General features: G+C 42.9%; 19 protein-coding genes. 11 read left to right on the top strand and 8 right to left on the bottom strand.

Going from position 1 to position 22,616, the window contains the following annotated elements; genetic code table 11:
• Window positions 1-770 precede the first annotated feature (770 nt).
• Window positions 771-1,670, bottom strand: a complete 900-nt coding sequence (locus CDG77_RS03375) for a ferritin-like domain-containing protein (protein ID WP_094327998.1) — start codon at window positions 1,668-1,670, stop codon at window positions 771-773.
• 200 nt (window positions 1,671-1,870) lie between these two features.
• On the opposite strand from CDG77_RS03375, the gene CDG77_RS03370 reads away from it, so the two are divergent.
• A complete protein-coding gene (locus tag CDG77_RS03370; RefSeq protein WP_094327996.1) occupies window positions 1,871-2,071 on the top strand; it encodes a hypothetical protein in 201 nt (66 codons plus the stop codon).
• Window positions 2,072-2,182: 111 nt separating this feature from the next.
• On the opposite strand, the gene glnA is transcribed toward CDG77_RS03370, so the two are convergent.
• On the bottom strand, window positions 2,183-3,607 hold the full coding sequence (glnA, locus tag CDG77_RS03365; protein ID WP_094327994.1) for a type I glutamate--ammonia ligase: 1,425 nt from the start codon (window positions 3,605-3,607) through the stop codon (window positions 2,183-2,185).
• A 356-nt stretch (window positions 3,608-3,963) separates the two neighbouring features.
• Between glnA and apcB the strand changes: the two genes are divergently transcribed.
• Window positions 3,964-4,473, top strand: a complete 510-nt coding sequence (gene apcB / locus CDG77_RS03360; protein ID WP_069071277.1) for an allophycocyanin subunit beta — start codon at window positions 3,964-3,966, stop codon at window positions 4,471-4,473.
• 147 nt (window positions 4,474-4,620) lie between these two features.
• Window positions 4,621-5,439, top strand: a complete 819-nt coding sequence (locus CDG77_RS03355) for a TlyA family RNA methyltransferase (protein WP_094327992.1) — start codon at window positions 4,621-4,623, stop codon at window positions 5,437-5,439.
• Here the strand turns inward: CDG77_RS03355 and CDG77_RS03350 are convergent.
• The 5 genes from CDG77_RS03350 to CDG77_RS03330 all read right to left on the bottom strand — a co-directional run bounded on the left by CDG77_RS03350 (window position 5,436) and on the right by CDG77_RS03330 (window position 12,152).
• Window positions 5,436-5,696: a Calvin cycle protein CP12 gene (locus CDG77_RS03350; protein WP_094327990.1), complete on the bottom strand. Its 261-nt coding sequence runs from the start codon at window positions 5,694-5,696 to the stop codon at window positions 5,436-5,438. The genes CDG77_RS03355 and CDG77_RS03350 overlap by 4 nt on opposite strands.
• Before the next feature lie 198 nt (window positions 5,697-5,894).
• Entirely contained in the window at window positions 5,895-7,241 is a 1,347-nt protein-coding gene (locus CDG77_RS03345) for a GTP-binding protein (RefSeq protein ID WP_094327988.1), read from the bottom strand.
• 110 nt (window positions 7,242-7,351) lie between these two features.
• On the bottom strand, window positions 7,352-7,657 hold the full coding sequence (locus CDG77_RS03340) for a hypothetical protein (RefSeq protein WP_094327986.1): 306 nt from the start codon (window positions 7,655-7,657) through the stop codon (window positions 7,352-7,354).
• Window positions 7,658-8,033: 376 nt separating this feature from the next.
• Window positions 8,034-9,719, bottom strand: a complete 1,686-nt coding sequence (gene ilvD, locus CDG77_RS03335; RefSeq protein WP_094327984.1) for a dihydroxy-acid dehydratase — start codon at window positions 9,717-9,719, stop codon at window positions 8,034-8,036.
• Window positions 9,720-9,884: 165 nt separating this feature from the next.
• Complete coding sequence (locus CDG77_RS03330; protein WP_094328077.1) at window positions 9,885-12,152, bottom strand: RelA/SpoT family protein; 2,268 nt, start codon at window positions 12,150-12,152, stop codon at window positions 9,885-9,887.
• 297 nt (window positions 12,153-12,449) lie between these two features.
• Between CDG77_RS03330 and patD the strand changes: the two genes are divergently transcribed.
• Window positions 12,450-12,803 carry a heterocyst frequency control protein PatD gene (gene patD / locus CDG77_RS03325; RefSeq protein WP_094327982.1) on the top strand — a complete coding sequence of 118 codons (354 nt, stop codon included), beginning with the start codon at window positions 12,450-12,452 and terminating at the stop codon, window positions 12,801-12,803.
• 180 nt (window positions 12,804-12,983) lie between these two features.
• Here patD and CDG77_RS03320 read toward each other — a convergent pair whose 3' ends face one another.
• Complete coding sequence (locus CDG77_RS03320; RefSeq protein WP_094327980.1) at window positions 12,984-13,574, bottom strand: TetR/AcrR family transcriptional regulator; 591 nt, start codon at window positions 13,572-13,574, stop codon at window positions 12,984-12,986.
• A 350-nt stretch (window positions 13,575-13,924) separates the two neighbouring features.
• Here CDG77_RS03320 and CDG77_RS03315 point away from each other — a divergent pair, with 350 nt between their 5' ends.
• The 7 genes from CDG77_RS03315 to CDG77_RS03285 all read left to right on the top strand — a co-directional run.
• Window positions 13,925-15,514 (top strand): DHA2 family efflux MFS transporter permease subunit, encoded by a 1,590-nt coding sequence (locus CDG77_RS03315; protein WP_094328076.1) that lies wholly within the window; start codon window positions 13,925-13,927, stop codon window positions 15,512-15,514.
• A gap of 718 nt (window positions 15,515-16,232) precedes the next feature.
• Window positions 16,233-16,958: a phosphoadenosine phosphosulfate reductase gene (cysH, locus tag CDG77_RS03310; protein WP_094327978.1), complete on the top strand. Its 726-nt coding sequence runs from the start codon at window positions 16,233-16,235 to the stop codon at window positions 16,956-16,958.
• A gap of 67 nt (window positions 16,959-17,025) precedes the next feature.
• The gene (gene sbcD / locus CDG77_RS03305) at window positions 17,026-18,279 is read left to right on the top strand and encodes an exonuclease subunit SbcD (protein ID WP_094327977.1); all 1,254 of its coding nucleotides are present in this window, start codon (window positions 17,026-17,028) and stop codon (window positions 18,277-18,279) included.
• 438 nt (window positions 18,280-18,717) lie between these two features.
• Window positions 18,718-19,248 carry a YdcF family protein gene (locus tag CDG77_RS03300; protein WP_181154523.1) on the top strand — a complete coding sequence of 177 codons (531 nt, stop codon included), beginning with the start codon at window positions 18,718-18,720 and terminating at the stop codon, window positions 19,246-19,248.
• A gap of 337 nt (window positions 19,249-19,585) precedes the next feature.
• Entirely contained in the window at window positions 19,586-20,749 is a 1,164-nt protein-coding gene (locus tag CDG77_RS03295; protein ID WP_094327973.1) for a GuaB3 family IMP dehydrogenase-related protein, read from the top strand.
• A 322-nt stretch (window positions 20,750-21,071) separates the two neighbouring features.
• Window positions 21,072-21,395: a thioredoxin gene (gene trxA / locus CDG77_RS03290; protein WP_094327971.1), complete on the top strand. Its 324-nt coding sequence runs from the start codon at window positions 21,072-21,074 to the stop codon at window positions 21,393-21,395.
• Between the two features lie 575 nt (window positions 21,396-21,970).
• Window positions 21,971-22,616 (top strand): carbon-nitrogen hydrolase family protein (locus tag CDG77_RS03285; RefSeq protein WP_094327969.1); only part of this gene is annotated, 646 nt, incomplete at its 3' end.

Genomic DNA, 22,616 nt, shown 5'->3' with positions numbered 1-22,616 from the left:
TGTTGTGTTAACATCTTTCACACAGCTTTTCTGGCAGAGATATATACAGTTGACACACGAAAATCTTCAGCGATCGCTTAGTATTTCAACTGCAAGCTTTGTATATCATAAGTTGGTATTAATCCTGGCGATCAAAACGCAAATCAAATTAAGTGCCTCGATCGACAGCATTAACAACTCCTCAAATGCTCATATTCCTGGGAAGCTCTGCGTCTCAATCTTCAACGACTCTCAAAATAGATGTTACTTTGGCTATCAGTTCAATCTAAAGCACATCTAATTTAGACATTTTGGTTGTTGAAGAAACAGTATTAAAGTAACTTCACTTTATTCCCCAACAGGTTCTCTTTTCATTCATTGAGTAGCTAGTTTCTATCTGAGCAACTAATGGATATTAGCTTTGACGAGTGTTTAGCGTCCTTTACCGAAGCATAAAATCCCTTTCGTTTCATTTGAGCTTATCTAGAATATGGATTCGCATAAGTAGTATAAGTTTATTGCACTTGGCAACATATATTACTACTACTTATGACCTACTCTTCGACCCTGGTTCTTTTGCTTACAGATGGCTACCAACATAAATAGATATTAAGAAGGATTTGATAGCTCAATAGATTATCTGACTCTCTTAATTATTGTACACCCAAGGCCAAATGCAAAATTTTGCATTTGGCCTTTTTAAATTCTTTTTTGATGAATTTTACTTAAAGAAAAGGGAATAGAGACAAGGGAGATTAAAGAAATAACCCATACCCAATTCCCAATACCCTTTACACTTTTGTTTTCTTGCGGTTATTTTCTGTTTTCTGGATGCCGTTGAGGAACATCGGCACAAACTTCTCGATAAACATCTGGGGATTGCGCTGCCAAGCTTTTTGTGCAGCCTGAATCCTAGTAAATTGCAACTCAGGCGCTAACAAAGTCTGGGGTAAGCGTTCCATCAGGTATTGAGGACGTTGCCAAAGTGGCATGGTATTTGCCACTTCAACTAGGTTGGCAACTCGTCGTAGTTCTGCACCCAAGGTAATATCCATTCCTGATTCAAATGCCGCTTGTTCAATTGCGGTATATTTTCGCTTGGCTTGCTCTACTTTTTGCTGATGTTCTGGACTCTTACGCGCGAGTTCTCCTAGCCAACGATTACCCCAACGGACATGTCCTGCTTCCTCTGGGAGAATTTTTTCAATGGTTTCCCGAATTTTGATGTTTTCTTCTGTCTGCGGTGCTTGCTTGAGTGCATAAATGTGAGCAGAAAAATACTCACAACCTCGTTTTTCGGTGGCGTTAATCGCCGCAAGGGAAGAAATCACAAAATCTTCGAGTTCTTCGACTGGATCTTGTTGTTCGTGGTCTAGCAGGCGTTCAAATTCATTGATATAAGAGGAACCAGGCGGCTTACCGATATCTGCTCCCAGGTCTGCCAACAAGTCAGTTAGCCACATAGCATGACGAGCTTCATCTGAAATATGATGAGACAAATCCCGCACCAGTTCTCGTGGCTGTCCATTCAGTTGTTCAATTAGGTCAGTCAAGTCTTTACAACTGCGTTGTTCGCTGTAACGGTAGCGGTTGAGGGTAATGAGATGGATTTCGCGATCGCATACCACCCGTTTCAATATCTCTCTGGCACCTAAAACATTCTGAAATTTACGTGGGTAGGTAACTGTCATAGATTATGTAAATTTTTGTAAATTGTGTATTTGATCCTAACTTATTTGCAACTGCTGTATTTGTGCCATGAATTGGACTATTGTCAGCAAAATAAAATATAAACTTATGTAAAAAGTAGCTTATGTTACAGAATTATTGTTATATTAGTCTTGTGAGAAAACAAAAATTATATATTCACCAAATAGAGAGGACTATGGTTATGTCTATTGCAGATAAATCTCGTGCATTAATGGTGCGCGAACATCAGCAAGTCAAGAATCGCCAACAATCAATACTGATGCGAGCTGCACAAGAACTTGGTCTTCCTGAAGAAGCATCTCACTATTGGAACCCGATTCAAGGGAAGGTAGATGCTAACACTCGGATGATTTATGGGCCTAGTCATGCTTCCATGAGCTAAGTTTCAAGAGTTTTAAGTGAATATCTCAACTGACAACTCTGGAAAAAAAGCCACCCTCTACTCTAGGGTGGCGAAACTTATTAATTTTAGTTGATGAGATCCGATCCTTAATTAAGCATCGTAGTAGAGGTAAAATTCGTAGGGATGAGGACGTAGTTGCAACTGCTTGACTTCATTACCTAGTTTGTAGTCAATCCAATTTTCGATAAAGTCTTCCGTGAAAACGCCTGATTCTGTCAAAAATGCGTGATCTTTTTCCAGTGCTTGCAACGCCAATTCTAAAGAACCTGGAGTTGAAGGAACCTTTGCTAGTTCTTCTGGAGAGAGTTCATAGATATTCTTATCTAAGGGTTCACCAGGATGGATTTTGTTTTTGATGCCATCGATACCAGCACAAAGCATTGCAGCAAATGCCAAGTAGGGGTTAGAAGTAGCATCTGGACAACGGAATTCCAAACGCTTGGCTTTGGGGTTAGTACCAGATAGAGGAATACGGATTGAAGCAGAACGGTTCCCTTGGGAGTAAGCCAAGTTCACTGGTGCTTCATAACCAGGTACTAAGCGCTTGTAGGAGTTGGTGCTGGGGTTAGTGATTGCCAATAGCGCTGGTGCGTGTTTGAGAAGACCACCAATGTAGTACAACGCCATATCGCTCAAACCAGCATACTTATCACCTGCAAACAGAGGTTTGCCATCTTTCCAGATAGATTGGTGACAGTGCATTCCAGAACCGTTGTCGCCAAAAATCGGTTTTGGCATGAAGGTGACGGTTTTGCCGTGTTTTTTGGCAACGTTCTTGATGACATATTTGTAAATCATCAACCAGTCAGCCGCTTCGATTAACTTACCAAATTTGAAACCTAGTTCGCACTGACCACCAGTAGCAACTTCATGGTGATGCTTTTCAATGGGTACACCTAATTCTGCCATTACCAACAGCATTTCTGTACGGATATCTTGGAAAGAATCTGTTGGTGAAACTGGGAAGTAACCTTCTTTGAAGCGTGGTTTGTAACCCAAGTTGGGTTTGTTCTCGGTACCGGCTTTACCAGAATTCCAAGCACCTTCTTCGGAATCTAAGAAGTAGTAGCCTTCGTTGGCAGTTTGGGCAAACCTAGCACTATCAAAGATAAAGAACTCAGCTTCCGGGCCAAAGAAAGCTGTGTCACCAAGACCAGTAGAAACCAGGTAATCTATTGCTTTTTGGGCAATAACACGTGGGCAACGGTTGTACCATTCCCCTGTGCGGGGTTCTTTGATACTACAAATTATACTTAGTGTTGGGACTTCCATGAATGGGTCGATCCAAGCAGTGTTGGGGTCGAGTACCATCGTCATGTCCGATTCGTTGATCGCTTTCCAACCCCGAATGCTGGAACCGTCAAAAGGTACGCCATCCGTGAATGCAGTCTCATCGATTTGGTTTTGGTACAGTGTGAGGTGCTGCCAAGTTCCTACTGTATCGATGAATTTGAGATCAATCAGTTGAATTTTTTCATCTTGAATTCTCTTCAAGAGTTCTTGCGGTGTTGTCATTGTTACTCCTTCTCTACCAATTTTCTAAAGTAAACCAGAATCTTCCATTGCATCCTAACCCTGCTGATCTCAATCAAGCCGTGACACACCAGAAATATCTTAAATACTAGACATTGGGGGATTTTGTAGCCTGTGCTACAGATATCTGGATTACAGGTTATATTAACCTTTCAGCAATCATCTGTACAAAACTGGAAAGTTCATCATATATGGGTCAACTTTGGCATAGAATCCTTAAATAGTGGATAGATTGTTTTTGTGCCGAATCTATTTTAAATAGCACAAAAATTTGCTGGCGCGTAAGTGCAGCCAAATAAATATCAAACCATAAATAGCAAGGATTGGGAGAAAAAAGAATGCGCGATGCGGTAACAAGTTTAATTAAGAATTATGACTTAGCTGGTCGGTATTTTGACCGGAATGCGATCGATAGCCTGAAGTCTTACTTTGACAGTGGTACAGTCCGAGTCCAAGCGGCAGCGGCGATAAATTCTAATGCGGCTGCACTTGTCAAGCAGGCTGGTTTAAAGTTATATGAAGAACTGCCAGAATTGATCCGTCCCGGTGGAAATTCCTATACAACTCGTCGTTATGCGGCTTGCCTGCGCGATTTAGATTACTACTTGCGCTACGCCACCTATGCGTTGGTTGCTGGGAATACAAATGTATTGGATGAGCGTGTGCTGCAAGGACTGCGGGAAACTTACAATTCTTTAGGAGTGCCTATTGGGCCTACGGTTCGCGGTATCCAGATTCTTAAGGATCTGATTAAGGAGCAAGTAGCAGCAGCAGGTGTGGTTAATACTGCTTTTGTAGATGAACCATTCGATCACATCACACGCGAGTTGAGCGAGATCGATATTTAGCGTATAGCTCTGGTGGCTAAAAATCGCGGAACTATACAAACAAAGTTCGCATAAGTGGAATTAACAACTATCGCACTTTGGCTTGACTGGCAAGGTGCGTTTACTTTTATTAATACAGTTTGAATCTTACCAGGAGAGTCTAGTTAATTGGCTAAACAGAGACTCGACACACTATTAGTAGAGCGAAATTTATGTTCTTCTCGCGCCTTGGCACAGAGGTTAATTCAGGCGGGGGAAGTTACTGTTAATCAGCAGTTAGTTGATAAGCCTGGTACAGAAGTTGATATTGCAGCTCAAATAAAAATTAAAGAGCGATCGCCTTTTGTTTCTAGAGGCGGTGAAAAACTTTCCAAAGCTTTATCAGTATTTGCCATTCCTGTAGTAGAGCGCATTTGTTTAGATGGTGGGATTTCTACTGGTGGTTTTACTGATTGTCTCTTGCAAGCTGGAGCTAAACAAGTTTACGGTATTGATGTTGGTTACGGACAAGTTGACTGGCGGTTGCGAAATGATTCGCGGGTGATTTTGCGGGAACGCACCAATTTACGGCAACTACGACCAGATGAGTTATATGGCGAAAATGACCCGATTCCTGATTTGGCGGTAGTTGATGTATCGTTTATTTCTTTAACTAAAATTCTGCCTGCTTTGTGGCAACTAACTCAAGCTAACCGAGAAGCTGTGTTGTTAGTCAAGCCACAGTTTGAAGTTGGCAGATCCCGTGTGGGTAAAAAAGGCGTTGTGCGAGATCCAAACGACCAAGCTGATGCTATTTTCCAGGTGTTGCAAACAGCCCATGAATTAGGATGGAAATACAAAGGCTTAACTTGGTCGCCGATCGTTGGCCCGGCTGGGAATATCGAATATCTTTTGTGGTTGGAAATGGAAAGTGAAACACCATCACCTGATTTAGAGGCAATTAAGCAGATAACGCAATCAGCAACAACTGATTTACGCAAGAGTTAAACGTCGTAGATTAGACATTCTACGGAAGCTGGATGGCGATCGCAGTAGTTTTCCAAAGAGGTTTTCTTTAATTTTGCGTGCTGTCGATCGGCTTTCTCAGCTTGCAATTCTTCCACAATGTCCCAAGCTACGGCACAACCCGCAGAATTACTACCATCTAGCTCACAAGTTGTCCGCGCTTCAGTAATCGCTTCAGTAATCGCTTCTTCAATATTTGCCGCCCCAGCAGTTTCAAATGAGTTTAAGGTAGTTGTCATGATCCTTTCACCTTTAATTTATACAGATAGATATTAGGGGATAGGGAATAGTTTTATTTCCTATAGCCTGTTCCCTGTAACCTGTTCCCTTAATCTTGCATCCCAAATTCAGAATGTCAGTCAATTGTCAGAAGAGCTTGATAGAAGTTCATAAACACTTGTAAACGGTAACAAATAATTAATAAAACTTATTTATTATCAATACTTTATGCCTAGCTCTTGTCGCAAGCGATACAGAATTGTATTCCGATCGACTTGAGATAAAATTTCTTGAATGACGCTGCTAGCACCCAACTGTCCCCAAGTGCAGCCTTTTTCGAGATACACCTGAGCGGCTTTGCCAACGGAATATGCACCATAGCCGGCGATACCAGCTTGAGCGATCGCACTGCCAGCAAAAGCAGTAATATTGCTGGGATTATCACCACTGGTTATTGCAGCCGTAGTTTTACCTAAACCCAAAAGAAAACTACTACCTAATTCCCCTAGTAGCAAACCACCAGAACTAAATAAAATCGTTTTTAAAATTTTCCCAGCTTCATAGCTAGTCATCGGCAAACCATATAATCTAGCGAGGGCGCGAATTAAAGCTAAATCGGCAACAGTTCCGCCAAGGATATCTAAGAAAGCGATGGGATTGAGCATTACTGCCAAAGCTTTGTATTTGGTAAATTGCCAAATGATATTTTCAGCTTCTTTTTCGCGTAATTCGATGGTTTTTTGAGCGATGGCGGCTTCTGCATCCCGTGCTTGGATGAGGGCATTTAAAGCTAGAAGCGATCGCCCTTCCCGATTCAGAATATTTAGAATTGTCTCTTTGAGTTCGTCTACTTGGGGTGGTGGTGTCTCCCATTCATAACTGACACGCCCATCAGGCCATTCAACCCGCACCTCCATTGCTGCTGGTTCCGCCGCCACCATCACAATTTCATCAGGTAGTAGAGGTTTCGCTTCGGGATGTCCAGCACCCAATTGTTGTAAATTTTGGTAAATCGCTCCCCGGTCTGTATCTGGATAAAGGTCTATTTTGTTAAATACTAAAATCAGGGGTTTTTGCGATCGCCTCAATTCCAGCAGTGCCTGATACTCAGTGCGCGTGATATCACCAGATACGACAAACAAAATCAAATCCGCCTGATGCACCACTTCTCGCGCCATATCCGCCCGTGACTCGCCCTCAATCTCATCTAAGCCGGGGGTATCAATTAACTCTACTAGTACCTTACCTCCTGGCTGCCAACGCACTGAACGGGGCCATTGAGTGACACCATTTAAGGGCCCAGTTTGCAGAATTTTATCTCCCAGCAAAGCATTTAAAACTGCTGACTTTCCACGACTCACCAAACCAAAAGCAGCAATTCTGATAACATTAGAGTCCAGCTTGTTGAGTGTGGAATTCAAAGCTTCCAATTCTGGTTTGATCAAACCTGCCAATTCTGGGTTAGATGACAACTGTCCTGATTTGCGAAGATATCCATACCAAGACAGCGCTTGTCTGAGACTGGCGCGGGCACGATTTAAATGAGTTTCTTGCAGATTACGCACGAAGTTAGGTTGATTCAAGGTTGGACAAACAACAGGCTACATATCCATTTTGATCTAATTCCAAGGTTGTTAGCCTGTTTTGTCAATTTAGGCAATTGTGCGATATCTATTCAGAACATGGGATTGTGTTCATTATCCCAACATTTGCGATCGCGCCAGTTTCTGCCGGTATGTTCGCACTCAGATGGATCGTCTATCCAAGGAATCGATGTAGAGTGGTGCGAGGTTCCAATTGAAGCGAAGAAGCTAGCAGTGAATAAGGGCAATAATAAGGATAAAGTTATTAATGTAAAAATGGGGAGAGCGATTAAATATCCAGTGAGTAGCACAATGTTAGTTTGAGTCCAAAAAACTGTGCCTAGTTTATTATTTTTTTGGCTAGTTTTTAAACTAGTTGTTGAATTTGAGAAAAGCATAATGCAACCCTATGAATACCAGTTTATATAGCAATCTCATTTGATTTGCCAAAGCAAGGCTGACTGAAAGCTAGCCGGATCGGGTTTTAGCTATCAGTATATTTAGCAAAAATCAAATAAGAGTTCTATATGAGTACGGATTTTTACGTAAGAACATTATTGAAGCTATGTACTCTAGTGTCAAAGGTGCAAGTGGCTACTTCTTAAAAGTTTTAATCTTTGGGCGCTAAAAAATGTTTTTCGTAAAAATATGTTGAAGTTGTGGCAATCGCCCTTACGTAAATTCTGGCAAATTTAGGGATGGTTTTTTTTGCACTTTGAATGAATTGGGAAGCCTACACCGTACCATCAGGTCAGTGTAGGTAGTTCATATCATTTAAAACAAATCTAAATCTGTCACAGCCCCAAGACTGCTAGAAGATACCAATTTGGCATATTTCGCCAAGACACCTTTGGTATAACGGGGGACGGGGGGTTGCCAGTTGGCACGACGACGGGCTAATTCTTCTTCGGATATATTCAACTGCAATAAACGAGCCGATGCATCAATGGTAATACTATCGCCTTCTTCTACAAGAGCGATCGCCCCACCAACTGCTGCTTCTGGTGCAACATGACCAACCACCATACCATAAGTACCGCCAGAAAAGCGCCCGTCGGTAATTAATCCCACCGCATCACCCAAACCAGCCCCGATAATTGCCGAAGTGGGAGCCAACATTTCTCGCATCCCCGGGCCGCCCTTAGGCCCTTCGTAGCGGATAACCAAAATATCACCAGCTTGAATCTTACCCGCCAAAATTGCATCCAAGGAAGCTTCTTCCGATTCAAATACCCGTGCGGGGCCGGTAATTACTGGTTTCTTCACGCCAGTAATTTTAGCGACAGCCCCTTCAGTTGCCAAATTACCTCTGAGGATGGCTAAATGTCCTTGAGGATACATCGGGTTATTCCAGGGACGAATTACATCTTGATTGGCGGATGGTTCTTCTGGGATGTCTGCTAATATCTCTGCAATGGTTTGACCGCTAATAGTAAGACTATCACCATGTAATAAATCATGCACCAGTAACATCTTCATGACTTGGGGAATGCCACCAGCTTTGTGCAAATCTGTAGCGACATATTTACCGCTTGGTTTTAAATCGCACAAAACGGGAACGCGAGCGCGAATAGTTTCAAAGTCATCTAGGGTTAACTCTACATTAGCAGCACGAGCGATCGCTAAAAAATGCAATACGGCATTGGTCGAACCACCCACCGCCATAATTACAGAAATAGCATTCTCTATAGATTTGCGGGTGATAATTTGGCGCGGTAAGATTTGTTTCTTGATAGCTTCGACTAAAACGAATGCTGATTTTTCCGCGCTGTCGGCTTTTTCGGCATCTTCTGCTGCCATTGTGGAAGAATAGGGTAAACTCATCCCCATTGCTTCAAATGCTGAAGACATGGTGTTAGCCGTGAACATTCCCCCGCAGGAACCAGCGCCAGGACAAGCCCGACTTTCGACTTCTAATAGTTCCTTATCGTCAATTTTTCCGGCACTGTGTTGGCCAACGGCTTCAAACGAACTAACAACAGTTAAGTCACGCCCGTTGTAGTGTCCGGGTTTAATTGTACCACCGTAAACGAATATTGCAGGGATATTCATCCGAGCGATCGCTAACATTGCTCCTGGCATATTCTTATCACAGCCACCAATTGCCAGCACACCATCCATACTTTGTCCGGTACAGGCGGTTTCAATGGAATCGGCAATAACTTCCCGCGACACTAGGGAATATTTCATCCCTTCAGTTCCCATTGAAATCCCATCGCTAATGGTAATTGTGCCGAACATTTGCGGCATCGCCCCGGCGGTTTTAATCCCAGCCTCTGCCCTTAGTGCCAGTTGATTTATTCCCATATTACAGGGAGTAATTGTACTGTAACCGTTGGCTATACCGACAATGGCTTTATTAAAATCTTCATCTTTAAAACCAACTGCCCGCAGCATAGCTCGATTTGGCGATCGCTGTACGCCTTGCGTCACAACTTGGCTTCTCAAATTCTCCGACATCTTTTTTCCTTCCCTGGCATCATCGCAACAATTGCGATTGGATTATCTGATTTTCTCATGCATACGCAGCACGATGTAACATGAGCAATGGTCGCTCATGTTCCCAGCCCCAGTTTTTAGTTAGCGATTGTCTGACTTTCAAGACAATCACTAAAATTTGGCTACTTACTCGTCAATTTGACCAACGCGGCGGATATTCAAAATGTCGCTCATTTTCTTAATTTGCACGAACACTTGCTCTAATTGAAAGCGATCGCGTATATCTATTCCTAAGTCCATCAATGCAGGTTGGCCAATAGCCGTTTTCACCTGAGCATGGCGGACATTGATCCCTTGGTCGCTCAACCGTGACAAAATATCCTTTAACACCCCAACACGGTCAAGAGCTTCAATTTGAACATCTACAGGGTAAGTGTGCGGACGACCGCTATTTTCTGCGCCTGGATTCCACCTAACTGGTACTAAGCGCTCATACTCCACAGTTTCTAGATTGTGGCAGCCTTGGCGATGAATTGAAATCCCCCTACCTCGCGTCACCACACCAATAATCGGTTCGCCAGGAATCGGGGTACAACACCCAGCTAAATAGTATACCAACCCCTCTACACCAACAATTGGCGAGTCACTAGCGCGGGAAGTAGTTGGAGGTGCATCTCGCAAAGCCTTTGATGTTGGTTCTTTGGGGATAAATGGCGATACTGTAGAAACTGGCTGTTGTCCCTTCGCCACTTCTCGCCAACGATTTAGTACTAGGTTCAACGTAATTTCTCCGTAACCCAAACCAGCGAGTAAATCTTCGACGCTGTGGTAGTTACACTTTTCGCCGACAATCTGCATTGCGTCGGACTTTAGCAGACTATCAAAACCAGTTTTACCGAGTTCCTTTTCTAACAATTCCCGTCCACGGGCAACATTTTCTTCGCGGCGCGATCGCTTGTACCATTGTTTTATTCGATATTTCGCTGCCGAACTTCTGACAAAATTCAACCAATCTAAACTCGGATGGCAGTTCTTTTGGGTGAGAACTTCTACAATATCGCCATTTTGTAGCCGTGTTGAGAGAGAAACCATTCGCCCATTCACCCGCGCCCCCGAACAGTGGTTTCCCACTTCCGTATGAATGCGATAAGCAAAATCTACAGTGGTAGAACCGGGGCTTAAAGGTACAACATCCCCCTTAGGGGTGAAGACATAGACATCATCTTCAAATAGATTATCCTTGATGCTATCAAGATATTCTTGAGCATCCTTGAGATCGGTTTGCCATTCCAGCAGCTGCCGCAGCCAAGTAAATTTGTCATCTGTCGCTGTCAAATGGCTAATACTAGAACCTCCTGTTTCTTTGTACTTCCAATGGGCGGCAATCCCATACTCAGCGATATGATGCATTTCGATTGTCCGAATTTGCACTTCTAAAGGACGGCCAGTTAGTCCAATCACCCCAGTGTGCAACGACTGGTAACGGTTAGGTTTCGGCAATCCAATATAATCCTTAAATCTCCCAGGAATTGGGCGAAACGCATCATGAACCACCGCCAACGCCCGATAGCATTCCTCATTGCTTTGAACAATAATCCGCAGCGCTGCCAAATCGTAAATTTCATGAAATTCCTTTTGCTGGCGGTGCATTTTTTGGTAAATGCTATAAAGGTGCTTGGGACGACCGCTAATATCCTGAAAGCGGATTCCGGCTTGCTGCAAACGCTCTTGCAACATATTCGTAGCTCTAGCCAGTTTCTCTTCTCGCGCCGTCCGTTTTTCAGAAACAAGCTCTTGCATTTGGCGAAAAGCTTCTGGTTCCAAATACTTAAAAGCCAAATCTTCCAGTTCCCATTTAATTCGCCAAATCCCCAAGCGATTGGCTAAGGGTGCGAAAATATCTCGTGTTTCCTGGGCACTGCGGCGGCGGCTAGCTTCTGACATATATTGTAAAGTTCGCATATTATGCAAACGATCTGCCAATTTCACCACAATTACCCGAATATCTTGCGCCATTGCCAAAAACATCCGCCGGAAGTTTTCGGCTTGGCTTTCGGTTTTGCTGGTGAAATTGATTTTAGAAAGCTTGGTTACACCTTCAACCAATTGTCGTACTTCTGGGCCAAAGCGTTCTTCTATTTCTTCACTTGTAACTTCTGTATCTTCAACAACATCATGAAGAAATCCAGCTGCTATCATAGCAGCACTGCCTCCCAAGTCACGCAGCAAGTCAGCTACAGCGATGGGATGGGCAATGTATGCTTCTCCCGATTTCCGGTATTGACCTTGGTGCAGTTGGTAAGCAAATTCAAATGCGCGACCAATTAAGACTGTATCATTATGCCTTCGGTCATCTTCCGCTTCGCCGTGACTTGTCGATGACTCCTTCAAACATTTTTTTAACCATTCTGGAATGGCTAGATCAATTGGTGAATTAATAGCTAGACTGCTCATACAATTGGGTTTGGATAGGATCGGTAGATTAAGTGAATGATAAATAAAACTGCCAGCATCAACTGAAGAAGATGCTGTCGCCCAGAGACGGGTAGAAAAAACAGTGTCAGGATGATTTTCCAATAGCTGTTGGTAGTCATCCAGTTTGAGTTTCAAGGATCATAAACTTGAAAATGCATTAATGGCAAACAAAGCCTCAAACCATAATTTGAGGCTTTTAGTGCTGATAAATGTAAAAGAGAAGTTTATTGTAGAAGAAAAATTACTTGACATTAATACTATCTTAACTAGCACTGGATGTCTTTAAACCCTGAGAAATATTTGGCACTCGTAACCTTGCTAGAGCAATTACGCACGGATGCCACAACTACCCAAATCGCTGCACCCGAACTGCGACAGCGTGTAGCCTCGTTGCAGCAATTTTTCGGACAGCAAATTGTGCCTTTGGCTGATGAAAACTGGCGAGTCCAGTCTTATCAAACGGAAATGAGTAAACAATTGCGTTTGTTGGCGATAGATGTGATGTTTTTGCAAGGAGCGCGGCAAGCATCGACTGCACAAACGAGACTTCAAACGATTAGCGATCGCTTGACAACCCTCATTCAGTACTGTAATGCTATTCTGCAACCAGAAGCGGAAGGAGAAAAATAACAATTGTTCACCTTTTCTCTAATTTCTCCATCATCTCATTTATGACCTATAATGGAAAGTTATTTTGCTAACAAGTTGGGATTGGGGAATGGGGAAGAAGCAAGGGATAAGGGGACTTAAGTGATAACTTGCAAAAAGTCTTTCCCAATTCCCAGTCCCCAATCCCTAGTCCCCAATTCCCTACGCCCCAATACCTTTGAGAAGAAGATTCATTGTGCGGCGCATATACGCTTCTACTGGCTCGGTTATGGGTTTAAAAATAAGTGCATAGTAGAGTGACCCACTTAAAAGGTCGATAACTAGCTCAATATCCGCATCCTTGTGTATTTCGCTTCTAGATTTTGCCCGCTTAAGTACTTTAGACAAAGCTTCACGTCGGACTTTGGTATATTTTGTCCAGTAAACCTCTGCAAATTGAGGATTGCTAGATGCTGTACTAATTATCAAAGCGAGTGTCTGGCGACCAAGGGGACTATCTATTTTTTTGGCGGCATTATTAATCAAAATATCCATGTCTCCCCAAAAGCTGCCAGTATCGGGGATCGCTAAATCATCTCTGAAACTTTCGATCGCGTCTGCAACTAGTTCTTCTTTGGAATTGTAACGCCGATAGATTGTTGTTTTTCCAACTCCAGCCCGAGAAGCGATCGCTTCTATACTCATGCTCTGATATCCTACCTCTGCAAGCAAGTCTAAGGTCGCTTGCAGAATTGCTTGGTCGGCGTGGATGCTGCGTGGTCGTCCAGAGGGTACGTTAATTTGGTTACTCATAAAAATCTCATCCCCAAGCGATATCTTCTTGGCAATTTGCTTCTACCTTTGGACACAGAACAAGCATCTGGGAAACAAATAAACCCTACAACCCAGTTTTGATGCACGAAAACAGCAGAAACTACCATCCATCTTTAGCATAAGTATTTTTGCTACTTCTCGTTGAATTCTCCCTTGACCATTTTTATATGATACGCTACCGTAGCGTATATATACAATACTTAACTTTAGCTTCTGTGATGCCAAATAAATAGCCCACTCCAGGTATCGCATTGATACCAATTTTTCAAAATAAAGCTTTACCTAGCTTGCTTCTGGTTCTTAGCGAGTATTACGAATTACAAATTAAAATGGCTACTAATATTAAACGTTCTAGTACCGATCAATTTGGTTATGTCCACGGGCCATTGAAGTGGGCGATCGCCTTCACTGCTTCATTAGGTGCAATTTTAGAAGTAATTGATACTAGTATTGTTAACGTCGCTCTCACCGACATTCAAGCAACCTTGGGTGCAACTGTAAGTGAAGTGGGTTGGGTAGTTAGCGGATATGCGATCGCTAACGTCGTCTTAATACCCTTATCTGCATGGTTAGGAGATTACTTTGGGCGTAAAACCTACTTTATATTCTCGCTGATTGGTTTTACGATTTCCTCTATTTTATGTGGGCTATCCTTCAATCTCCCAATGTTGATCGCCGCCCGGATTCTCCAGGGTTTATGCGGTGGTGGATTGCTAGCGAAAGCTCAGGCGATTTTGTTCGAGACTTTTCCCCCAGCCGAACAAGGTTTGGCTCAAGCAGTTTTTGGTGTAGGTGTAATTGCTGGCCCGGCAATTGGCCCAACACTAGGAGGATTCTTAGTAGATGGTTTAGGCTGGCGCTGGATTTTCTTTGTGAACATTCCCTTTGGGATCGTGGCAGTAGCCATGTCTTTAGCGTTTTTGCCCAAGAATAAGGACAAAGGCGATACCCAAAACCAAGCTGTTGATTGGTGGGGAATCGGGTTTTTAATTGTGGCTGTGGGCAGCTTACAAACTGTATTAGAAGAAGGAGAGCAAGATGACTGGTTTTCCTCTAGTTTCATCATCACTCTGACCATTCTGGGCATTATTGGCTTGGGGTTGTTTATTTGGCGAGAGATGAAAACAGATCATCCTGCCGTGGATTTGAGAGTTTTGCATCACCGTTCTCTAGCTGCGGGAAGCGTTCTCTCAGCAGTGGTGGGTATGGGGCTTTATGGCGCACTCTTTGCTGTGCCAATATTTGCTCAGAGTGTACTGCAATTTACGGCAACACAGACAGGACTATTATTAGCACCTGGGGCTTTAGCATCTGCGATCGGGATGGTTTTATTAGGTAAACTCACTAGCATAGTTGATGCCCGATTTTTAATTGCGATCGGTGCTGTCGGCTCATCTGGAGTCATGTTTCAACTAGCAGCAATTACCCCACAAACTGGTATAGATGATTTATTTTGGCCATTGGTATGGCGCGGAGCCTTTACTGTATTTATGTTTCTCCCTTTAAGTTTGGCAGTTTTAGGCCCACTACCCAAAAAAGATGTTTCTGCTGGTTCTGGTTTCTATAACCTGACTCGACAACTAGGTGGCAGTATCGGCATTGCCTTACTTACTACTCTGCTTGACCGACGACAGACTTTTCATCGAGATATCTTGTTATCAAAACTTAGTCCTTACGATCCAGAAACCAATCAGCGTCTCGATTTCCTGAATGGGGCACTGCAAAATCAAGGTATGGATGCGACAACGGCTCAACAACAAGCACTAGCTTTATTAAGTCAAACTGTAGATACTCAAGCTGCTGTTTTATCTTATGCAGATTGCTTTCGAGTCGTAGGCATAGGGTTCCTTTGCTCATTACCTTTGTTACTATTCCTGGGCAAAGGCGGTGCAGGAGTAAAAGCGCCAGTCGGTCACTAGGGGTTTATCGCATTAATTTTGATGAGTTCGTAGTAATCACTACCCTGTGCGAACAGTGCTGAAAAATCCAGCACTAAAGTCCTGACTACGAACTTGTTCGCCTTATAAAAACTAAGGTTTATAGCGATCGCATCCCAATTTTAAATTCTCTGATTGCAAGACTACGTAATAACACGTATTAAAAGTTATTCTCTACAGATTTATTTGGATAAAAAAGTAAAAGTCCCACTCAGTTTTGAGCAGGACTATGTGAAGTTTTATTACTAAAATTAGAAATCTCGATCTTAGAAAAAGTTCATTATTGTAATAATACTAACGCTGGTCAACATTATTAAAGCGCCCATAGTTATTGATTGTCCTAAAGAATTGGGCAATTGTGAATTCTTCATTTCAGTAAAATCCTTTTTGTTAATAGTCCCTTAACCATATCAAAATCAGTATAAATATCTATAAAAGCTCTGTAAAACTTAAAGTTCCGTAAAATTTCTTAGTAAATAATTTATTTATTGCTCGTGTATTCGTTTTGACTAAATAAAAATAGCACAACGCCCTCATCAGCACTGAAAACTCGGAACTGTTTTCCCCTTTCTCCATTCCCCATTCCCATAATGTAGTAATTTCCGAACAGAATAATTACCTTATATCCGAGCGGAATACGAGTCTTTTTGGGGTAAAATAAAACTTAATCAAGGTAAAAATATTTGAACAGAAGATTATCATGACAGTCTCCACGGCATCTATAAACCAAACGATCGCTTTTGACTTAGAAAAATTAAATGAGCAATTTGAAACTGCCACTCCCAAAGAAATACTGGCATGGTCTATAGAGAATATCCCAACGGGATTGGTGCAAACAAGCGCCTTTAACGTGGATGACATGATAATTACCCATATTCTTTACAGTGAACTGAAGCATCCCGTTCCTGTAATTTTTCTCGACACCTTGCACCACTTCCCTGAAAGCCTAGAATTAGTAGCCAAAGCCATACAAATCTACAACCTGGATTTGCAAACTTTCAAAACTCCAGATGTAAATACCCGCGAAGCCTTTGAAGCCAAATACGGCGACAAACTCTGGGACAAGGATATTGCCAAATTCCACCACATTACAAAAATTGAACCACTACTACGAGGTCTAGACGAACTCAACAGCGTCGCTTGGATTACCGGCCGCCGCCGCGATCAAGCAGTCACCCGTGCTAATATGCCCATATTTGAATTAGACGGAAAAGGACGGCTAAAAGTAAATCCCATAGCTACTTGGACACGCCAAGACAGCTGGGTTTACGTTGCTGAACATGGAGTCATCTATAACCCACTCCACGACCAAGGTTATCCCAGTATTGGCGACCAACCCATCACCACCAAAGTAGGTGAAGGCGAAGACGAACGCGCCGGACGCTGGCGGGGAAGTGATAAAACAGAATGTGGAATTCATATCTAGTCATTAGTCATTAGTCATTAGTCATTAGTATTAGACAAAGGACAAATGACTAAGGACGAAAGACAAAATGATTAAAATCCTCCATCTTTCCGACATCCACATGGGAAGCGGCTTCTCCCACGGACGAATTAATCCTGATACTGGATTAAATACACGACTGGAGGATTTTGTCAATACTTTGTCTATATGTATTGATCGAGCGCTAACTGATACTGTTGATATGGTGATATTTGGTGGCGATGCTTTCCCGGATGCGACACCACCGCCTTATGTACAACAAGCTTTTGCTAGCCAGTTTCGCCGTCTCATGGATGCCAATATTCCAACAGTGCTATTGGTAGGCAACCATGACCAACATTCCCAAGGACAGGGAGGAGCAAGTTTAAATATTTACCGCACTTTGGGAGTGCCGGGGTTTGTTGTGGGTGATACATTAACTACTCACTGCATCGAAACCCGCAATGGCAAAGTGCAAGTAATTACCCTCCCTTGGTTGACCCGTTCGACTCTGATGACTCGCCAAGAAACAGAAGGTTCGTCTTTGGCGGAAGTCAACGAACTTTTAACCGAACGTCTGCGAGTTGTTATGGAAGGGGAAATTCGCCGTCTTGACCCTGATGTGCCAACTGTCCTTTTGGCTCACTTGATGGCTGACAATGCGACTTTGGGCGCAGAACGATTTTTAGCAGTGGGTAAAGGCTTTACTCTACCCCTCTCTTTGCTAACGCGACCTTGTTTTGATTATGTGGCGTTGGGACACGTCCACCGCCACCAGAACCTGAATAAATCTAACAACCCGCCGGTGATTTATCCAGGGAGCATTGAGCGGGTAGATTTTAGTGAAGAAAAAGAAGATAAAGGCTATGTAATGCTGGAACTGGAGCGGGGGAAGGCTGAATGGGAATTTTGTCCCTTAACAGTTCGGACTTTCCGCACCATTGAGGTGGATATCTCGAAAGCAGATGAGCCGCAAGCGGTGTTAATGAAAGCGATCGCTAAGTATGATATTCAAGATGCCGTAGTGCGACTAATTTACAAACTCCGCTCCGAACAGATGGATTTGATTGACAGTTCCTCTCTACATACTGCTTTAAGTCCCGCTCACACCTACACAATTCAAGCAGAATTAGTCAGTCAATTAGCCAGGCCCCGGATTCCTGAATTGAGTGCAAGTAGCAGCATCGACCCAATGGAAGCCTTAAAAACTTACTTGAACAACCGCGAAGACCTCAAAGACATAGCAGCATCAATGCTAGATGCTGCACATAAACTGCTAGCAGATGATGTGGAAGTCTGGCTAGAAACAGCAACTAGCGATTAGGATAGATGCCAACTATATTTCAATACAGCCTATAGAGACACGAATTTTAGCGTCATCTAGAAAAACCCAACAAAAACCTAACCCCATTCCCACCTTGGGATGGAGAAATTTTAAAGTCTGTCTCCTAAAATGAGAGAGATTTAAAGAGAGGTTTTCCAGATAAACTAAATGGGGTTCTTCGATAATATACTAGAACCCTTTGATGAATTGTTCGATACAGGTTAGGATAATCCATCAATTAGAGGAAAAACTTCAAGCCCGCTTAATTGGGCTGAAACACGAAAACCACCCAAATATAAATTTGGGCAGTTTTGAGAGGAGTTTGCTACTCTACTATCAATTGTTGTTTTTCTTCTAGCTAGAGGAAATTTTGGACTCAGTAAAAAAAGTTATCGAGCCTTGAATAAGCTACTCTTTCCAGGTAAATCTTTTCGTTTCATGGCTTTTGTTCTACCACTAATCATCTGGTGGGGATACAAAGAAGTACAAAGCCAATTTGTACAGCCGCAAGCAGTTGTAGTTTTGGGTGGTTCAACGAGACGTTTAGAGCGAGAAAAATTTACGGCTGAGTTTGTACGCCAGCATCCAAATATACCGATTTGGATTACTGGAGGCAGTCCACCTAGATTCACCCAACGAGTGTTTACCAAAGCTGGTGTCGATCCCAAACGTTTACACTTGGACTATGAAGCTGTAGATACAGTTACTAATTTTACTACGTTAGTAGATGATTTGCAAGCTCGTGGCATCAAGAGCGTTTATTTGATTACTTCAGACTTCCACATGCGTCGGGCTTGTGTCATCGGCGAAATTATTTTGGGTAGTCGAGGTATTTATTTACAACCAGTACCAGTTCCTTCAGAAAAACCGCCTGAGTCTATCGAAAAATCTATCCGTGATGGAGCTAGAGCAATAATTTGGTTGGCAACTGGTTACACTGGTGTGGATGCAGCTAAAAATAAACGGTAAATCATCAGTAGGAATTTGCACGCTCTTAACAGAACTCAAAATAGGCAAATTAAGACAATTAATGCCAATAATCGTGATACTAACTAAGGTAACAATAGACACATAGAACTACAATTATCGAAAAACTAGCGCAACATCAACCTTCAAACAACACAATACAAAAACCAGTTAACAATTTTGGCTCATTTGGTTGATTAGTAAATACTTTGCATCCGCCAAAATTTCAAGCTGCGGCTTGGGTAACTCGAATTTATCTGTGTAGTTCGGGAAAAAAAACGCACCAATTCCCTCCACAATTTGATACCCTAGCTTAAACAGATTTGAGAAAAGTTAAAGCGTGGAAATTCAACTTGGGCGGGGAAAAACAGCTCGCAGAGCTTATGGAATAGATGAAATTGCTCTAGTCCCCGGTAACAGAACACTAGACCCCAGTTTGGCAGATACTAAGTGGCGTATTGGGAATATTGAGCGAGAAATTCCGATAATTGCCAGTGCTATGGATGGCGTAGTAGATGTTCGTATGGCTGTACGTTTGTCACAGTTAGGAGCATTAGGTGTCCTCAATTTAGAGGGGATTCACACTCGCTACGTTGACCCAGAGCCAATATTAGATCGGATTGCCTCTGGGGGGAAAGATGAATTTGTTGCCCTGATGCAAGAACTCTATGCCGAACCAATAAAGCCGGAATTAATTGAAAAACGTATTCAGGAAATTAAACAACAAGGTGGCATTGCTGCGGTAAGCGCAACTCCAGCCGGTGCAAGTAAATACGGCGAGGCGGTGGCAAAAGCTGGGGCAGATTTATTTTTTGTCCAAGCTACGGTAGTTTCTACTGCACATCTGTCACCAGAATCTGTAGTACCACTTGATTTAGCAGAATTTTGTCGTTCTATGCCCATCCCTGTGGTGTTAGGGAATTGCGTGACTTACGAAGTGACGTTGAATTTGTTGAAAGCTGGGGCGGCTGGCGTACTAGTGGGAATTGGCCCTGGTGCTGCTTGTACATCCCGTGGGGTTTTGGGTGTGGGTGTGCCACAAGCAACTGCGATCGCAGATTGTGCAGCCGCACGAGATGATTACTACAACGAAACTGGTAACTATATCCCCATTATTGCTGATGGCGGTTTAATCACTGGTGGCGACATTTGTAAATGCATCGCCTGCGGTGCTGATGGTGTGATGATTGGTTCTCCCTTTGCCAGAGCCGCAGAAGCCCCAGGACGAGGCTATCATTGGGGTATGGCGACTCCCAGCCCAGTATTGCCCCGTGGCACCCGCATTCGCGTTGCCACCACTGGCAGCCTAGAGCAAATACTCATTGGCCCAGCAGCGCTAGATGATGGCACTCACAATCTTTTAGGAGCCTTAAAGACGAGTATGGGCACTTTAGGAGCCAAAAATATTAAAGAAATGCAGCAAGTGGAAGTTGTGATTGCCCCTTCCCTATTAACCGAAGGTAAAGTTTACCAAAAAGCTCAACAATTAGGTATGGGGAAATAAGGGGATTAGGGACTGGGGACTAGGGATTAGGGGCTGAGTACCAGACAAGAGGTTTAACCAGTACCCAACAAATTTTTCCAGCCCCCTAAACAATTGCTGGAAAAATCCTATATGTCGCCTACAATAGAGATAGCGGAGACGAATGTTTCCGTTCACTCCTCACACCACACTCCGCCCGGACTACTGTTCGGGCGGTTCCTTATGTTTGTAAATAAAATAAGAGAGCTTCTTTGCAAATGTACATCCTCGCATTCCCAAGCTAAGGTTTTTGCTATGGTAGAATTTTCACCAAGCTCAGATATTATTGGCGAAGGTTTTAGGCATGTCAACAGCCGCACAAGTTACCGACTCTAGTTTCAAGCAAGAAGTACTCGACAGCGATGTACCCGTTTTAGTTGACTTTTGGGCACCCTGGTGCGGACCATGCCGTATGGTAGCTCCTGTTGTTGAGGAAATCAAACTACAGTACGAAGGTCAAATTAAGGTCGTCAAAGTCAACACGGATGAAAATCCTCAAGTTGCTAGTCAATACGGCATTCGCAGTATTCCCACATTAATGATTTTTAAAGATGGACAAAAAGTAGATATGGTGGTGGGCGCTGTACCTAAAAGTACATTAGCTTCCACTCTCGAAAAGTATCTTTGAAACTCAATCGGTTCACAAAATCCTCTTGAGTTATCGATGTTGTTCTCACTTTAGGTTAATTTTTATAAACAAGTTTGAGAGACGGGAAATTCGTGCCTCTCAAACTTGTTTACATTTGTATACAGTTTCTGATTCTAAATATTCTTAGGAGCTTTCTGCCTCAAAAACAACTCTTTAAATTCCCGCACTACTAATTTCTAGCGCACATAGCAAAAGAACTGCGATCGCAACATCATTGCTTTATCTATAACTTTATTTGTTCGATCGGGCATCATGCTCTTACTAAATCAATCGGTCTATTGCTCATAGCATCTGCCAAGACAAACACAGCAATCAATGTTTGAATGAGAATAGAAATATCCACAGCAGACAGCTTTGATCGGGGTGCGATCGCAACCTAATCTCAATCTGACTCAGGTTGCTAGAACTTAGAGGAAGATTAAAATCAGCAATTAAATCAAGTCGATTCAAGAAAATCTTGGCTGAGTTATTTCTAATTAAGTTCCATAGATGTTGAAGTAGCGATATATTTTGATAATCTATCTTCCATAAATCAACTGTTCGTTGTTGAATCTATGAAGTCTTATTTAGCCGCCGCTATTCAATTGACAAGTGTGCCCGATCTACACAAAAATTTGGCTCAGGCAGAAGAATTAATAGAGCTTGCCGTGCGTCAAGGTGCTGAATTGGTAGGCTTGCCAGAAAACTTTTCCTATATGGGAGAAGAAAAAGATAAACTCGCGCAAGGTGATGCGATCGCTCTTGAAAGTGAAAAATTTCTCAAAAAAATGGCTCAACGCTTTCAAGTTACGATCTTGGGCGGCAGCTTTCCACTTCCCGTAGACAATACAGGCAAAGTTTATAACACCACTCTACTTATCGATCCCAGCGGCCAAGAACTTGCCCGCTACTACAAAGTACATTTATTTGATGTTGATGTCCCTGACGGCAACACCTATCGGGAATCCAGCACTGTTGTGGCTGGTACACAACTACCCCCCGTCCATTTCTCAGAAAAACTGGGTAATTTAGGGCTTTCTATTTGTTATGATGTCCGCTTCCCTGAACTGTACCGTCATCTGGCAGAAAAAGGAGCCGATGTTATCTTTATTCCCGCCGCTTTTACCGCCTTTACCGGCAAAGACCACTGGCAAGTGCTACTACAAGCCAGAGCTATCGAAAATACAGCCTACGTCATTGCTCCTGCCCAAACAGGGAACA

Origin of the sequence: Nostoc sp. 'Peltigera membranacea cyanobiont' 213 (genome assembly GCF_002245975.1) — a bacterium.
Taxonomy (GTDB): Bacteria; Cyanobacteriota; Cyanobacteriia; order Cyanobacteriales; family Nostocaceae; genus Nostoc.
This window is presented reverse-complemented; position numbering and strand designations above follow the sequence as displayed.

What these genes read in the sequence shown, in the direction of transcription:
- CDG77_RS03375 (WP_094327998.1), bottom strand. Translation starts at nt 1,670, where the DNA reads ATGACAGTTACCTACCCACGTAAATTTCAGAATGTTTTAGGTGCCAGA.
- CDG77_RS03370 (WP_094327996.1), top strand. Translation starts at nt 1,871, where the DNA reads ATGTCTATTGCAGATAAATCTCGTGCATTAATGGTGCGCGAACATCAG.
- glnA (WP_094327994.1), bottom strand. Translation starts at nt 3,607, where the DNA reads ATGACAACACCGCAAGAACTCTTGAAGAGAATTCAAGATGAAAAAATT.
- apcB (WP_069071277.1), top strand. Translation starts at nt 3,964, where the DNA reads ATGCGCGATGCGGTAACAAGTTTAATTAAGAATTATGACTTAGCTGGT.
- CDG77_RS03350 (WP_094327990.1), bottom strand. Translation starts at nt 5,696, where the DNA reads ATGACAACTACCTTAAACTCATTTGAAACTGCTGGGGCGGCAAATATT.
- CDG77_RS03340 (WP_094327986.1), bottom strand. Translation starts at nt 7,657, where the DNA reads ATGCTTTTCTCAAATTCAACAACTAGTTTAAAAACTAGCCAAAAAAAT.
- ilvD (WP_094327984.1), bottom strand. Translation starts at nt 9,719, where the DNA reads ATGTCGGAGAATTTGAGAAGCCAAGTTGTGACGCAAGGCGTACAGCGA.
- CDG77_RS03330 (WP_094328077.1), bottom strand. Translation starts at nt 12,152, where the DNA reads ATGAGCAGTCTAGCTATTAATTCACCAATTGATCTAGCCATTCCAGAA.
- patD (WP_094327982.1), top strand. Translation starts at nt 12,450, where the DNA reads ATGTCTTTAAACCCTGAGAAATATTTGGCACTCGTAACCTTGCTAGAG.
- CDG77_RS03320 (WP_094327980.1), bottom strand. Translation starts at nt 13,574, where the DNA reads ATGAGTAACCAAATTAACGTACCCTCTGGACGACCACGCAGCATCCAC.
- CDG77_RS03315 (WP_094328076.1), top strand. Translation starts at nt 13,925, where the DNA reads ATGGCTACTAATATTAAACGTTCTAGTACCGATCAATTTGGTTATGTC.
- cysH (WP_094327978.1), top strand. Translation starts at nt 16,233, where the DNA reads ATGACAGTCTCCACGGCATCTATAAACCAAACGATCGCTTTTGACTTA.
- sbcD (WP_094327977.1), top strand. Translation starts at nt 17,026, where the DNA reads ATGATTAAAATCCTCCATCTTTCCGACATCCACATGGGAAGCGGCTTC.
- CDG77_RS03300 (WP_181154523.1), top strand. Translation starts at nt 18,718, where the DNA reads ATGGCTTTTGTTCTACCACTAATCATCTGGTGGGGATACAAAGAAGTA.
- trxA (WP_094327971.1), top strand. Translation starts at nt 21,072, where the DNA reads ATGTCAACAGCCGCACAAGTTACCGACTCTAGTTTCAAGCAAGAAGTA.